The organism is Streptomyces odonnellii (genome assembly GCF_000981895.1).
GTDB classification, from domain to species: domain Bacteria; phylum Actinomycetota; class Actinomycetes; order Streptomycetales; family Streptomycetaceae; genus Streptomyces; species Streptomyces odonnellii.
In genome coordinates, this window is the sequence record NZ_LATD01000202.1 from 1 (window position 1) to 13,690 (window position 13,690).

12 protein-coding genes and 2 pseudogenes are annotated in these 13,690 nt (G+C 67.8%); 13 read left to right on the forward strand and 1 reads right to left on the reverse strand.

The features are described 5' to 3' along the window. Window positions 1-351: 351 nt before the first annotated feature. The 4 genes and pseudogenes from WH07_RS19555 to WH07_RS19575 all read left to right on the forward strand — a co-directional run bounded on the left by WH07_RS19555 (window position 352) and on the right by WH07_RS19575 (window position 3,312). Window positions 352-642 (forward strand): hypothetical protein, encoded by a 291-nt coding sequence (locus tag WH07_RS19555; protein ID WP_046501495.1) that lies wholly within the window; start codon window positions 352-354, stop codon window positions 640-642. Window positions 643-701: 59 nt separating this feature from the next. Beyond that, window positions 702-851: pseudogene (locus tag WH07_RS19560) on the forward strand (IS256 family transposase); the annotation flags it as partial. 90 nt (window positions 852-941) lie between these two features. Beyond that, a complete protein-coding gene (locus WH07_RS19565; RefSeq protein WP_046501523.1) occupies window positions 942-1,307 on the forward strand; it encodes a DUF6221 family protein in 366 nt (121 codons plus the stop codon). 988 nt (window positions 1,308-2,295) lie between these two features. Next, window positions 2,296-3,312: an NAD-dependent epimerase/dehydratase family protein gene (locus WH07_RS19575; RefSeq protein ID WP_046501505.1), complete on the forward strand. Its 1,017-nt coding sequence runs from the start codon at window positions 2,296-2,298 to the stop codon at window positions 3,310-3,312. A gap of 1 nt (window position 3,313) precedes the next feature. Here WH07_RS19575 and WH07_RS19580 read toward each other — a convergent pair whose 3' ends face one another. Continuing rightward, a complete protein-coding gene (locus tag WH07_RS19580) occupies window positions 3,314-4,642 on the reverse strand; it encodes a hypothetical protein (protein ID WP_052744478.1) in 1,329 nt (442 codons plus the stop codon). 356 nt (window positions 4,643-4,998) lie between these two features. On the opposite strand from WH07_RS19580, the gene WH07_RS19585 reads away from it, so the two are divergent. From WH07_RS19585 to WH07_RS37760, 9 genes and pseudogenes are all read left to right on the forward strand, one after another. Then, on the forward strand, window positions 4,999-5,412 hold the full coding sequence (locus tag WH07_RS19585; protein ID WP_232788973.1) for an ATP-binding protein: 414 nt from the start codon (window positions 4,999-5,001) through the stop codon (window positions 5,410-5,412). 146 nt (window positions 5,413-5,558) lie between these two features. Beyond that, complete coding sequence (locus WH07_RS39850; RefSeq protein ID WP_157877385.1) at window positions 5,559-5,852, forward strand: DUF6415 family natural product biosynthesis protein; 294 nt, start codon at window positions 5,559-5,561, stop codon at window positions 5,850-5,852. Window positions 5,853-5,964: 112 nt separating this feature from the next. Continuing rightward, entirely contained in the window at window positions 5,965-6,807 is an 843-nt protein-coding gene (locus WH07_RS19595) for a helix-turn-helix domain-containing protein (RefSeq protein ID WP_063775794.1), read from the forward strand. Window positions 6,808-6,939: 132 nt separating this feature from the next. Then, window positions 6,940-8,145, forward strand: a complete 1,206-nt coding sequence (fxlM, locus tag WH07_RS19600) for a methyltransferase, FxLD system (RefSeq protein WP_046501510.1) — start codon at window positions 6,940-6,942, stop codon at window positions 8,143-8,145. Window positions 8,146-8,208: 63 nt separating this feature from the next. Further along, window positions 8,209-8,391 carry an FxLD family lanthipeptide gene (locus WH07_RS19605; protein ID WP_046501512.1) on the forward strand — a complete coding sequence of 61 codons (183 nt, stop codon included), beginning with the start codon at window positions 8,209-8,211 and terminating at the stop codon, window positions 8,389-8,391. Between the two features lie 85 nt (window positions 8,392-8,476). Beyond that, window positions 8,477-11,380, forward strand: coding sequence for a lantibiotic dehydratase (locus WH07_RS19610; RefSeq protein ID WP_046501515.1), 2,904 nt, complete (start codon window positions 8,477-8,479; stop codon window positions 11,378-11,380). After that, window positions 11,377-12,621, forward strand: a complete 1,245-nt coding sequence (locus WH07_RS19615; RefSeq protein ID WP_046501517.1) for a lanthionine synthetase C family protein — start codon at window positions 11,377-11,379, stop codon at window positions 12,619-12,621. Before WH07_RS19610 ends, WH07_RS19615 begins: the two co-directional genes overlap by 4 nt. A 17-nt stretch (window positions 12,622-12,638) precedes the next feature. Then, window positions 12,639-13,469 (forward strand): thiopeptide-type bacteriocin biosynthesis protein, encoded by an 831-nt coding sequence (locus tag WH07_RS19620; protein WP_046501520.1) that lies wholly within the window; start codon window positions 12,639-12,641, stop codon window positions 13,467-13,469. Beyond that, window positions 13,453-13,690: pseudogene (locus WH07_RS37760) on the forward strand (hypothetical protein); the annotation flags it as partial. The gene WH07_RS19620 and the pseudogene WH07_RS37760, both read left to right, overlap by 17 nt.

Sequence of the window (13,690 nt, forward strand, 5' to 3'; positions counted from 1 at the left end):
CACTCACCCACCCCACCTCCAATCACCACTCAACCGCCTCCCCAGCCCGACCGGCACCAGAGCCCTACACCCGCCGCACCACACGCTGACCCGTCACATCCCCTGCCCGGGAAAACATAGACAGGTCGAAGCGGCGATCACCGAGCTAGACCCCGCCATTGCCCAGGTGACAAAGGCAGTGAGCCGCCGACGACAAGATCATCATCGGTATGGGCAGTACCCGGGGCCGCATCAAGTACCTTTTCGGCAAGAGCAATGCGGACGAACATACCGATCCGCACCCAGGCGGTTTCGTTTAGATCAAGGTGGGGGTGCGTGATGACAGCGGTTCCCGGGTGGCACCCTGGAGCGATGCGATCTGGAACCGACGTCACCGAGAACAGCCTGCGGCATCTGCTCAATGAGTGGGATCCGATCGGCGTAGCTGAGAATGCGCAGGACGAGTACGACTGCATGCTCACCCCTCTCCTCCAGCGGTTCCGGGGCGGCGCCGACCAGACGGAGATCCGTGATTTTCTGCGGCACGAGTTGGAGGCTCACTTCGGTCTTACCCCTCTGCCGTCAGAGCCCGAAGAGATGACTGTCCGACTGATGTCCTGGTGGACAGCTGCCAGCAAGGCCGATGGCACCGACTACGCGTAGTCGCTCCCTCCGGGACTGTAAATCGTTCGGTGTAACTCCCGATCATGGAAGATGCATCGATGACCAGTGAGAACGTGGCCGAGCACGAGGCTGTCGAGTCGGCAGCGGCGGTGTCGGCGAAGGCCGTGGATAACCAGCTGATCGACGAGTTGGTGAGCCGGGCCCAGGCCGAGGGCTTGCAGCTGACCGGCGAGGGCGGGCTGCTGCAGCATAGGTGGCGTGCCTCAGCAAGAAGCCCTGGAGCGCCATGGGGTGGGTAGATGATGGCTCCTCAGCATTTTACCGACAAAGGGGCAGCGATGAGACACGACTTCGATGTCATGGTGGAGTTCCTTAAGGCCCGTCTTCGTGAGGACGAACATGCGGCCAAATCACTGAAGCCCAGCAAGAACGAGGACGTGGACCGGCTGCGGGACCGGATCCTTGCCGACGCCGAGGCGAAGCGCAGGCTCATGGAATGGGTATTCGCGCCGCAGCGGGAGCTGGGGGAGTGGGAGCACTCCTTCGCAGGTGGCCTGGTCATCAAACAGTGGACGCGGTTCCGCCAGCCAGTGATCGAGCAACTCGTAGCGGCGTATGCCGACCACCCCGACTTCCACCCCGAGTGGAAGCTGATCGAGGACGAGCCGATCGAGGACGAGAGCCGCACCCGCGTATCGCGGTGATGCGCAGGATGAGGTCACTGACAGCATTGGGGCATCCGGCGCATGGCAACCCAGCTCAGCGGAAGCGCTGAGCTTCCAAGCACTGTCAAGCAAGGCCCTGCTGCATTTCCTCGAAATGCGCGGCTTAGAGGGGCGACTTGCGGTACACCTGGCTGACCAAGCAACGGGGCACGGTGTGGACGAAGTTTGTGGATGCAGGGAAGAGAACTGCCCTATACCAGCGCGTTTGGCCAACGTGACGCGATGGAGTACATGCAGGAGTGCTACTCGGACGAAGGGGGCAACCAGTCGGGGGAGCCAGCGGTACTGGTCCGTGCCAGCGCTGCGGGTAGCCGTGATGTCTTCCACGGTGACGAGCGTTGCGGCCTCATGGTCGGCGGCGGGCGACACCTGGAGGAAGCCAGTTGGATGCTGCTGGGTGATGCACAGGGTGTGGGGTATCGGCCGTGCCAGCGCTGCGGTTCTCCGGACACCCAGACCTGAAGTGACCGTGGCCACGCAGCTGACCATGTGGGAAGCTGGGCCAGCGCAGCCGACTCGTCTCAGTTTCTGTCTCATTCAGTGCCGTGCACGGCCGTTTAGAGCGGACCGGACGCCGGGGCGAAGCCCCAGAGGTAGCCACCCATGAACGCAGGTGAACGTCCCTGCACGCGCCCTCACACCACCACCACAGTCGGAAAGCGCGTTGGGGGCAACCCCTCACGAGTTCGAATCTCGTACCCTCCGCTCATGCTCTCACCGGGCATAACGTTGATGGTCGCAGCTTGGGTCGCAGTCGCCGAGATCAGGCAGCGGGAGGCCACTGGTCCGGCGGGGTCCGGAGGAGCACCATCTCCGCATCGCCGAGGCGAGCGGCCGCGCGGGCTTGCAGACCGAGCAGCCACGGGCCTGCCATCCCCAGTATTGAGCCGTACCTGGCGTGACTCGTTCAGCAAGGTTTCCCTGTACGCCGATGACTCTTCCGCGCAGGGGCGGCAAGATCGCAGGCATGAGGATTCTCGTTATCGGCGGTACCTGGTTCCTGGGCAAGAGCATCGCGCAAGGAGGGCTGGCGAGAGGGTGGGCGGTGACCACCTTCAACCGGGGGCGGTCCGGACACGACGTCGAAGGCGTCGAGCCCGCTCACGGGGACCGTACGGACCGGAGTGACCTCGAGCGCCTTGCCCTGCAAGGGCCGTGGGACGCCGTTATCGACACGTCCAGTTCCGACTTCCCGCCCCGCGATGTGCTCCTGGCTACCACTGCCCTCCGTGCTGTGGCCCGGCGTTGGGTGCACATCTCCACGGTGTCCGTCTACCAGGGCTGGCCGCACCAGGCCCTCACCGACCACTCGCCGTTGCTGGACTGTCCTGCGGACGCGGACGAGACGTACGGGTACACCGGCGAGGACGGCAGCCCCACCGTCTACGGCTTCCAGAAGGCCGGCGGAGAGCGGGCCGTGACCGAGGTGTTCGGTGACGCGGCGGTGTTTCTGCGCCCCGGGGTCATTCTGGGGCCCGGCGAGTACGTCGGGCGACTCCCTTGGTGGCTGACCCGGGCCAAGCGCGGCGGGAAGATTCTGGCGCCCGCTCCGAGCGGCCAGCGGATCCAACCGGTCGATGTCCGCGATGTCGCCGAGTTCGCACTCGACCAGGCGGCCGGCGAGACGAGCGGCGGGTACAACGTCACCCACCCCGACGGCATCACCTTCGCCGGCTTTCTCGGTGAGTGCCTGGCCGTCACCGGCGGGGTCGGGACACTGGAGTGGGTGGAACCGGGCGCCCTGACCGATCACGGCGTCGCGCAGTGGACCGAGCTGCCTCTGTGGCGCACGCACGCGGGTGTCTGGTCGGTCGACTCCAGCCGGGCGGTCGCCGCGGGCTTGCGGTGCCGGCCGATCGCCGAATCCATCCGTGACACCTGGGCGTGGCTCGCCGCCGACGGGCGTCCCGTGGACCACCCGAGGTGGGCGGAACACGGGATCGCCCCGGAGAAGGAGGCAAAGATCCTCGCTTCTCTTGCCTGAGTCAGGCTTCCAACTGGAGCAGCGCGGAGCGCGTACTGAGTTGGTGATTGCTCGCGGTGCGGGTGAAGTCCTCGACCCGGTCGCGCAGTTCGCGCGGCAGCGTCGAGGTGCGGTACGCCGGTTGTGTGAGGAACTGCTGGATCTGGCCCGTCCGTACGAGGACCCCGGTCACTCGCTGGTCCCCGGGGATACTCCATAGGGGCGTCAGCGCGTCAGCCGCTCCCTCGATGTCGTTCGACAGGAGCCGGGCCATGGCGAGGTCCGCAGCGGCACCTCCGAGGACATGCGCCGAGCGGCTGGCCTGCGGCTTCCGGCTGATGAGTTCGAGAGCCCGGCGTGCCGACTGCTCGGCTTGGTCCCCGTCGTGGATCAAGAGTGCGGTCGAACTGCTGGACATGGCCAAGCGCTCAGCGCTGAACCCGAATTCGCCTCCGACACCGTCGTGGAGATCGTCGCGTGTCCCGCTATCGGCCTCCAGGGAGAGCCGGAGAGTGTGGCGGGCCGAATCGGTGTCGCCGAGGTATCCGTGTGCGCGCGCCTCGATGGCCAGAAGCCGGCGCCGGGCGATGTCGCCCAGGCCACCGTACGTCTGGGCCCGTCGCGCCTTGCTGACAGCCTCGGCAGGCATGCCCGTGAAGTAGGCGACGTACGCGAGGATGCCGTCCGCGTACGCCCGCAGCGGCTCGAAGCGTGCGCTCTCCCCGTAGAGGTCAGCCGCACGGGCCAGGCGGCGAGCGTTGGTGAAGGAGCCGAGGTCGAAGGCCGCCGCAGCGAGCAGCGCCATCGTCTGGCCCGTCAATTCGAGGAGACGCTGCTGCTGGGCGGGGATCTGCGTGCGATCCCGCTGGCTGTGAAGCTCCTCCTGGAGCACCCGGCCGCGCCGAAATGCCTCAATCGGCGGGAGGGAAGCGTAGGCGTGCGCGAGCGACGCCACGTCGTCGGTGAGCTGGTCGAGGCTGGTGTCGGAGACGGACGCCGCGGCTGTTGCGCTGGCGTCGTCCTGAGCATCGCGTGCGGTCATGTTGATCTCGTGCTCCAGATTGAACGCGGGTGCCGGGGAATCTTCGGCGAGCGGGGGAGGAGTCAACAGCGCCGCGACATCACAGCCGAACATGGCCTGCAACACGCGACGGGTATCAGCGGACAGCGACTCGGGGCGGGTCCGTCCCGCTCTCCACCGGAATACCGTCCGCTCGCTGCACGTCGGGTTGTTGACACCCTTTCCCACGACCTCGTCGGCGGTCCTGTCGAACAGCTCCACGAAGTCGGGGGCGCTCAAGTTGCGCTTTTCGCACAGGAGCTTGAGCAGCGTCTCGGATTGTTCCGTCACATCGCCCCCACTAATCAAGCCTTGGCCTGTTGGCTCGGCAACCCGCCTACGATCGATCCCTTTGCACGAAGGGGATACCGCAGCCGCTCACCAGTGCAACACATTCTCGGCAGATGGCAGTTGGCCGACAGTCAAGTGTCAGACCGCTGTCCTGGCGGCAGCGAAACGGCAGCTCCCTGACATGGCGGTGGCATGGCATAGGCGACCACGCTGATCAACAGCCTCGCTGAGCGCGTCCAAACGAGCGCGCTGGACAGTGGCCCGTTGTATCGGCGGGCCCGCCACCCCCAGAGGACGTGATGACGACGACAGCCGTACGGACACCTCGCGCGCGCCACCGCCGCGACGGGGAAGTGATGACCGAGCACATCAAGATCTCTCCCCAGCGCGGTGGTGGACCGCCGCGCGCTGAGGACGCCTGCCGGGTCGGCGTCATGCGCCGAATCGCCGCCGCGAAACTGAAGTACTGCGGCCTTGAAGCGCTGACCGACATGGTGATGCTGCTCGTCTCCGAACTGGTCACCAACGCAATAGTGCACAGCGGTACCACGGAGATTTGCCTGCGCCTTGTCGTACGGGACGGGTTTCTGCGCATTGCCGTCATCGACGGTATGCCGGGTCGCGCCACACCCAGACACGCGGATGACAACGCCGTGTCGGGGCGCGGCCTCCTACTCGTCGAGAGCCTGGTGGAGGAAGCCGGCGGGAGCTGGGGAACCAGCGACGGCGGCGCGGAAACCTGGTGCAGAATCCCGCTGGGGACGCCGTGATGTCCGCGGTGACAGTGGCGGAACCGCTTGCTGACTTCGGCGTCCCTGTCCGTACGGTGACCCGGCGGGCTGGGCTTTTGGCGCCGCTGACCATCGACTCGTACCATCCTCGCCCCGCAGTACCCGCGTCGGACGTCCCTGTTGCGATGCCCGTCTTCAACCCTCTTTGCGACACTCTGGAGGCGGTGCTCGGAGAACACGCCGATCCGGGTGCCGAGGAGATCTACCAGGCTGACGCGCAGCTCCGAACCGTGCTGCCGCTGCTCGTGCGCGTCGCCGACTGGCACTCCGGCCCGGCGGTCACCGAGGCCGTAGACAGAGTGCAAACCGTATGGGCCGAGGCCCGGTCCAACAGCGCCCTTCTCATACGTGGGCAGACGCGTCGCTTGGCCGTCGCTGTCCTCGGCCTGGTTGATCTGCTGGTGGAGGCGCTGTCATGAGCGTTCTGTCGACCGGGCCGCTCCTGCTGTCCCGGCTCCACCTTGGCCCTGCGGACAAGCCCACAAGGTCCGCTCCACCGCCCTGTCATCGTTCGTAAGTCCGAGGAGTCTCGTGCAGCCCAAGCCGCTGGACACGGCACCGTCAGTCCATGCCCTGATCGGCGCAGAGCTCAGATACCAGCGCGAAAAGAAAGAAATGTCGCAGAGCGAGGTGGGGCGGCTGCTGTTCCTGACCGGCGCCTTCATCGGAATGCTGGAGTCGGGTACGCGCAGAATGCGGCCCGAAATCGCGATCAAGCTCGACGAAATCCTCGACTCCGGAGGGTATTTCTTCCGGGTGTGTGCAGCACTGAAGGATTTACGGCAGCCGGACCAAAGCACTGAAGCAGTCAAAGCCGAACAGAGCGCAAAACGCATCCAGGAGTATGCCCCGCAGCACATTCCCGGTATCTTGCAGACAAAAGCCTACGCGCAGGCAGCCCTCCGTTCCTGCCTCCCGACGGCAGCCGAGGAGGCAATCAATGAACTCATTACGCCCGCGCTCGAACGCGCAAAGATGCTCCAGCACCCAGAGCCCACCGTGTGGACGGTACTTGACGAGGCTGTCCTTCAGCGAATGATCGGCGGCCCTGCGGTGATGGCGGAGGCACTGCGCCACATCGCCGAGTTGGGGCGTCGGCGCCGCATCGTTGTACAGGTACTGCCATTCGCAGCTGGCGGACACCCTGCAATTGACGGTGCACTGAAGCTGATGGCCTTCTCTGACGCACCAACACTTGCCTATCTGAAATGCTTCGCGTCTGGCCAGCTGGTTGACGATCCAGCAGCGGTGGCACAGTACGAATTCGCGTTCAGCCTGATTGGCGCCAGCGCAGACTCTCATCGAGTCCATGGCCAGGCATTACGAACTGAAAAGCAGACGCGCAGTCAATCTGAGCACGGTCCTGCTGTGTAAATCCGAGCACACCGAGCCGGACCCGGAACACGGCTCGGCGCCGGACGTATCGCACAGGAAGGAACCTCCTTCCCACCGGCTCCTCGCCATCCCCGACCGACCAGAAATCACAAAGGAAATGACGGTAACGGAATGACTACTGCTAGCGACTCGACTGTTCGCGATCCCGACGTGCTGCGCGCGGACATGGTCCGCGCGCTCCGTGATCAGGACGGGATCACGTCCGAGCCTGTCGCCGCTGCATTCGCCGCGGTACCCCGGCACCGGTTCGCGCCGGACGCGCCTTTGGAACTCGCCTACGACCTCCACCGCACCGTGCCGGTCAAGAAGGACGAGCACGGCCTGGACATCAGCGTCATGTCCGCGGCCCACCTCCAGGCCGTGATGCTGGAGCAGGCCGACATCGAGCCCGGCATGAGGGTGCTGGAGATTGGATCCGGCGGGTACAACGCCGCGCTCATCCAGGAACTCGTGGGCGGCGACGGGGCGGTCACCACGGTCGACATCGACCGCGACATCATCGACCGCGCACGGCTGTGCCTGGACGACGCCGGGTACGGCCAGGTGAAGACGGTCCTCGCAGACGGCGAAACCGGTGTTCCCGATGGAGCGCCGTACGACCGGATCATCGTCACCGCAGCCGCGTGGGTCATCCCCACCTCGTGGATCAGTGGGCTGACGGCCAAAGGCAGGCTCGTCGTCCCGCTGACAATGTGCGGCACGACCCGTTCGATCGCCTTTGACCGCGACGACGACGGCCTGATCAGCCGCTCGTACGGTCTGGCCCGTTTCGTTCCTATGCAGGGCGAAGGCGCCGCGGAGGAGCGCAAGGCGATGCTGCGGGACGGCGTCGCTCTGCAGACCGATGACGTCCGGGTGCCCCTCAACGCCCAGGCGCTGAACCACGCCCTGGACACACCTAGGCTGGAACGCTGGTCCGGAGCGGCGTACGAGCTGCCCGACGAGCTGGAGCTGTACCTCACTCTCAACCTGTCGAGCGCGGCCCGCCTGCACGCCGACAAGGACGCCGTCGAGCACGGCCTCGTGGAAGCGTCCGCCCTGTACGGCGTGCCCGCCCTGGTGAGCGAGGACAGCATCGCCTACCGGACCCGCCGCGAGAACGAGGACACCGGCGGCTTCGAGAGCGGCGTGATCGCCCACGGTCCGCAGGCGGAGGCGCTCGCAGAGGAGTACGTGCATGTGCTCCGCCGCTGGGCCCAGGACCACCGCCGCCGGGGAGCCGCGACGTTCCGGTACCTGCCGGGCGCCGCCCCCACTCCCCTGCCCCGGGACGCCGTACGACGACGCCACGGCATCGTCACGGTGGCCTGGAACTGAGACTCCGGGGCTCTCGGGCCCCGGGACCGTGAACCATCAGCGAACTTCCCCAAGGAGGCATGCATGACCGTTCAGATGGAGCGCCCGGTCGCTCCGGTGCGGCCGGCCACCGAAGAGCAGGACCTCACCGGCTTCGACCTGGACATCACCATCGTCGAGGGCGGCCCCGCCGCGGACCAGCTCATCCGCCTGACGAGCGACGGCTGCAACTCCACGTGCGCGACCGCGTGCGTGAGCTGCCCGTAGCAGTACCTGATCGCGTTCATCGCGGTGCTCGGCCACACCCAGCCCATGGGTGCGGCCGAGCACCGCCCGTCGACAGGAGGGGCATATGTACCGTCACGTTGATGCGGCACTGGTCAGGGCGGCTGCATGGCACCCCGATCACGAGACTGTCTGGCCGGACCTCGTCAGCGCGTCCGCGAACACGACGTCATGGCGGGCGTGGCTGCAACAGACCTGGCAGCTGCCCGATTTCGCAGCCGCCGTCACGGCCGCCAGTCCCGACCTCACAAGCCGGGTGGAAGAGATCTGCGCCGGCCGACCGCTACCCGCCCCCACCGTACGGCGCACGGTGTTCGCCGTTCTGCGCTACCTGCTGCGCGCCCGCACACGCGCCACCCCGTTCGGTCTGTTCGCCGGCGTCGCAGCCGCGCGAATCGGCACCGCACCCGTACTCCGCGTGGGCACCGGACACCACGTCGTCGCCAGACCCGACGGGGCACGCAGCACGGCTCTCGTCGACCGCTTCGAGCAGCATCCGGCGCTGCGAACCCACTTGATGCTGCTCGCTTCCTCCCTCGCCGTCGAACGCGACGGGCACGTCGTGATCGAGCACCGCCCGAGCGGAACCGCCGACGGAGGTCCGGAGCACGTACATGTTCGTGTGACCGCGCCGGTCCGCGAAGCGCTGGACGGTGCCCGGACCCCGATCCTGTGGAGCGACCTCGCCGCGAAGCTCTCCATCAGGTTCCCGAGCGCGCCGGCCGCCACGATTGACAAGCTCATCGTCGGCTTGGTCAAGCAACGGGTCCTTCTCACCAGTCTCCGCCCGGCGATGACCGTCACCGACCCGCTCGCCGGTCTTTTGGAACACGCACAGCACCTCGCTCCGGCCGAAGCAGCAGAGATACGTGAGACTCCCCGGCCCGTGCTCGACCTGCGGGTGGACTGGGAGCTGACCGTGCCGGCTGTGATGGCCCATGAGGCGGCTGCGGCGGCCAAGGCGCTGATCCGCCTCGCTCCCCGAGCGGCGCTGACCGGCTGGGCCGAGTGGCACGGCCGCTTTCTGGAACGGTACGGGCCGCGGGCGATCGTCCCCGTACTGGAGGCCATCGACGCGCTCGGATATCCGCCCGGCTTCCTCGGAGCCACCACCACACCGGCGCCCTCCCCGCTGCCCGACCGTGACGGCCGCCTCATCAAACTCGCCCACGCCGCCGGGATGCAGCGCCGGCTCGAAGTCCAGCTCGACGATGCCGCGATCGAGGAACTGGCCACCACAGATCCCGGTCATCCCGTCCAGCCCAGCACTGAGCTGACCGTACGCATCGACGCCGCGAGCGTCGACGCCCTTCAACAGGGTGAGTTCACCCTGCACGTGGTGGGGGTGGCTCGCTCGGCCGGCGCTACGGCCGGTCGCTTCCTGAACCTGCTTAACGACGAGGACCGCCACCGTATGACCGAGGCGTACGCCGGACTGCCCGGGGTGCATCAAGGTGCGCTCGTCGCCCAGATCAGCTCCACTCCGCTATCCGTACGCGCCCAGAACGTCGCACGCGCCCCGCAGGCGACCGAGCTGGTGATCTCGCTCGGCGACTACCAAGGCCCGGACACCAGCCTCGTCCCCGTCACGGACCTGGCGGTCACCGCCGATGCCGAACGCCTGCACCTGGTCTCGCTCTCCCGCCACCGCCCGGTGCACACGCTGCTGCTCAACGCTGTGGACCTGGGCCACCACTCGCATCCGCTGGCCCGGTTCCTGGCCGAGGCGCCCGTCGCTCTGGCCGTTCCCTGCACCGGATTCATGTGGGGCACCGCCGCCTCCAATCTGCCGTTCCTGCCCGCGCTCCGCTACGGACGGACAATCCTGTCCCCAGCCCGCTGGCTCCTCACCAGTGAAGCCCTTCCCGCCGCGCCGGCACCGTGGCCGCAATGGGACGAGGCCCTGACCCGATGGCGCCACGACGTACACCTGCCCGAGCGGGTGTACCTGAGCGAGGCCGACCAGTCCATCGCCCTGGACCTGACAGAGCCATCCCACCGTGCCCTGCTGCGAACCCATGTGGACCGCGACGGCAAGGTGACGCTACGCCCCGCTCCCCAGCCCGAGCACCTGGGATGGACCGGCGGCCGAGCACACGAAGTCGTCATCCCCCTGGCCACGGACCAGAACATCGCCCCCGTTCGGACTTCCGGCCACGCCGTCAACCGCGAGCACGGTCACCTGCCCGGCTGCGACAACCGCATCTACCTCCAGCTCCACGGCCACCGCGACCGGCAGAACTCTCTCCTGATCCGGCACCTGCCGACCCTGCTGGACGAACTGGTCACTCCTGCATGGTGGTTCGTCCGCTACCGAGACCCTGACGACCACCTTCGCGTTCGCCTCACATGCGCCCCAGGAGCCCTCGGCAGCGTCTTCGAGCACATCGGCCAGTGGACCCGACGACTCCGGCACCACAGCCTGATCACCCACGCCGGTGTGGAGACCTACCACCCGGAGACCGCACGGTTCGGCGGCCCTACTGTGATCGATGTGGCCGAGCGGTATTTCGCCGCCGACTCCACCGCCGCGCTGGCTCAACTCACCGCTCAGGCCGAGGCGGGCGGGACGGACGTCCGCGCGATGACAGCCGCGAGCATGGTCGACATCGCCACCTGTCTGATCGGTGACCGGGCCGCGGCGATGCAGTGGCTCATCGAACACACTCGCACCTCCCCAGCCGCTCCGCCCCGGGCCATCTATCGCCAAGCCGTCGGCCTGGTGACCAACCGCCCTGCGGGACTGGACGAGCGCGTCACTGCGGCCTGGTCCGCGCGGCACGAGGCACTGACCGCGTACCGCCGCGCGCTCACGGACGCGGACATGCACCCCAGCGATCTGCTGCCGGACCTGCTGCACCTCCACCAGGTCCGGGTGCACGGGCCGTACCTGGCCGAGGAGCGCACGCATCTGCACCTGGCCAGAGCCGCCGCCCTGAGCTGGACGGCACGAGCAAGGAGGACACCGTGACCACGACAGCTCCCGCCTCCACCGCACTGTCCGCCGCCGGCCAACTGGCCCACACGCTGACCGACCCGCACACCGTGTGGCCCGGCGGCCGGCCCGAGGGCGGCCGGGCCTGGCCGCAGTCGCTCGCCGGAGGAGCCTCGGGCATCGCCCTGCTGCACATCGAGCGCGCCCGGACCGGTCACGGCGACTGGGACACCGCGCACACCTGGCTGGCCACAGCCCTGCACGGCGACATCAGCGCGGCGGCCAACGCGAACCTCTACTTCGGCGCCCCGGCCCTCGCGTTCGTCACGCACCGCGCCGCCGACGCATCGAGCCGGTACGTACGCGTCCTCGAACGCCTGGACACTGCGACCATCACCGTCACCCGGAAACGCCTGGACACAGCCCACCAGCGCATCACCGGCGCCGAGCGGCCCCCTATGGAGGAATTCGACCTCATCCAGGGCCTGTCAGGGCTGGGCGCCTACCACCTGAGCCGCCAACCCCACCACGAGATCACGCGGGATGTCCTGGCCTACCTGGTACGCCTGACCGAGCCCCTGCCCGACCCTGCCGAGCTGCCGCCCTGGTGGATGAACGTCGCGCCCACCGGCGCACCCCACGCCGACTACCCGTGTGGCCATGGGAACTTCGGGCTCGCGCACGGCATCGGCTCCACCTTGTCCGTGCTGTCCAAGGCCCTGCTCGGTGGTCTGCCCGTGCCCGGCATGGCCAGCGCCGTCGAGCGGATCTGCGCCTGGACCGACCACTGGCGCCAAGGCGACGAGACCGCCCCCTGGTGGCCGGGCTATATCTCGATGCAGCAGGCAACCGACAACCACGTCCATTCCGGCCTTCGTCCCCGGCCGTCCTGGTGCTACGGAGTCAGCGGCACCGCCCGCGCCCAGCAGTTGGCCGGGCTCGCTCTTGGCGACGCGGCACGCGTACGGGCTGCCGAGAACGCGATCCTTGCGACCCTGCGCGACCCGCGGGAACTGTCCAAGCTGCCCGAGATCGGGCTGTGCCACGGCATGGCCGGACTGCTGCACGCCGCGTGGCGGATGGCCACCGAGACGGACAACCCCGAGATCACCGCCGAGCTGCCGTGCCTGACCAGCCGCCTGATCGCCGCGCTCGACCGAACCAACCACGAACCCGAACTCCTCGACGGAGCCGCCGGGGCGGCCCTCGCCCTGCACACCGTCGGCACAGGCCACGCGCCCGCACCGCACTGGGACACCTTCCTCGCCCTGGCGTGAACTCTGGAGGCCACATCATGAACCCACCCACCTGGCGCCAGGCGAACGTCGCCTTCCGGAACTGGGAACGCGCCGAGATCACAGCCTTGGCCAAACTCGCCCCGCTCCTGCGCGCCGCAGAGGACGAAGGCACCCTCACCGCGTGGTTCATCGTCCGCAAGCAACCCTGCTGGCGCGTGCGCTACCAGCCCACCGCCGACGGCCACGACCACATCGGCCACGGCCTCGACGTGCTGACGGCCGAGGGATACGTCAAAGGGTGGACGGAGATCATCTACGAACCCGAGGTCCACGCGTTCGGCGGCGCCGAAACCATGGCATCCGCACACCGCCTCTTCCACTACGACAGCCGCAGCCTCGTCGACTTCCTCCAGAGCGGAGCCGGCCACCACCGCCGCGAGACATCCCTCATGCTGTGCAGCCTCATGATGCGATCCGCGGGACTGGATTGGTACGAGCAGGGCGATGTCTGGGCCCGAGTCGCCGCCCACCGCCCCCTACCCACCGTCGCCGAGCCGGAGAGCCGCGACCAGTTGCACACCGCCGTACGCCGCCTGCTCTCCGTGGACCCGCAGTACGCAATGCAGCCCGGCGGACCGCTTGCCCGCCCCGCCGGTTGGGCCCGCGCTTACGCCGACGCCGGAAGGGAACTGGCCGACCTCACAGCCTCCGGGCAACTCCACCGTGGCCTGCGCGACGTCCTGGCCCACCACGTGATCTTCGCCTGGAACCGAATCGGCCTGCCCTACGCCACACAGGCCACGCTCACAGCCGCCGCGAAGACGGTCATCTTCGGCCCGGACCCCACCACCGAGAGGGGAGCCACAGACCATGTGGAAACTTCCTGACTCCGTAGCCCAGCGCTTCCCACTCGTCGCGCGCCCCCGCCCCGCCTGCCTCCCCCTGCCCCAGCGCGTGCAAGCGCTGACAGAACTCGCCAACACCGCAGTGCAGCAAGGCGACCCGAGCATGGCCTCCACGGTCTACAACCAGGCCGCCCTGATCGCCTCCGACGTCGGCGTCCCGGCCACCGCCCGCGCACTCTGCCACCAGCACGCCACCGCCTACC

What these genes read in the sequence shown, in the direction of transcription:
- WH07_RS19565 (WP_046501523.1), top strand. Translation starts at nt 942, where the DNA reads ATGAGACACGACTTCGATGTCATGGTGGAGTTCCTTAAGGCCCGTCTT.
- WH07_RS39850 (WP_157877385.1), top strand. Translation starts at nt 5,559, where the DNA reads ATGCCCGTCTTCAACCCTCTTTGCGACACTCTGGAGGCGGTGCTCGGA.
- WH07_RS19555 (WP_046501495.1), top strand. Translation starts at nt 352, where the DNA reads ATGCGATCTGGAACCGACGTCACCGAGAACAGCCTGCGGCATCTGCTC.
- WH07_RS19610 (WP_046501515.1), top strand. Translation starts at nt 8,477, where the DNA reads ATGTACCGTCACGTTGATGCGGCACTGGTCAGGGCGGCTGCATGGCAC.
- WH07_RS19585 (WP_232788973.1), top strand. Translation starts at nt 4,999, where the DNA reads ATGACCGAGCACATCAAGATCTCTCCCCAGCGCGGTGGTGGACCGCCG.
- WH07_RS19605 (WP_046501512.1), top strand. Translation starts at nt 8,209, where the DNA reads ATGACCGTTCAGATGGAGCGCCCGGTCGCTCCGGTGCGGCCGGCCACC.
- WH07_RS19620 (WP_046501520.1), top strand. Translation starts at nt 12,639, where the DNA reads ATGAACCCACCCACCTGGCGCCAGGCGAACGTCGCCTTCCGGAACTGG.
- WH07_RS19575 (WP_046501505.1), top strand. Translation starts at nt 2,296, where the DNA reads ATGAGGATTCTCGTTATCGGCGGTACCTGGTTCCTGGGCAAGAGCATC.
- fxlM (WP_046501510.1), top strand. Translation starts at nt 6,940, where the DNA reads ATGACTACTGCTAGCGACTCGACTGTTCGCGATCCCGACGTGCTGCGC.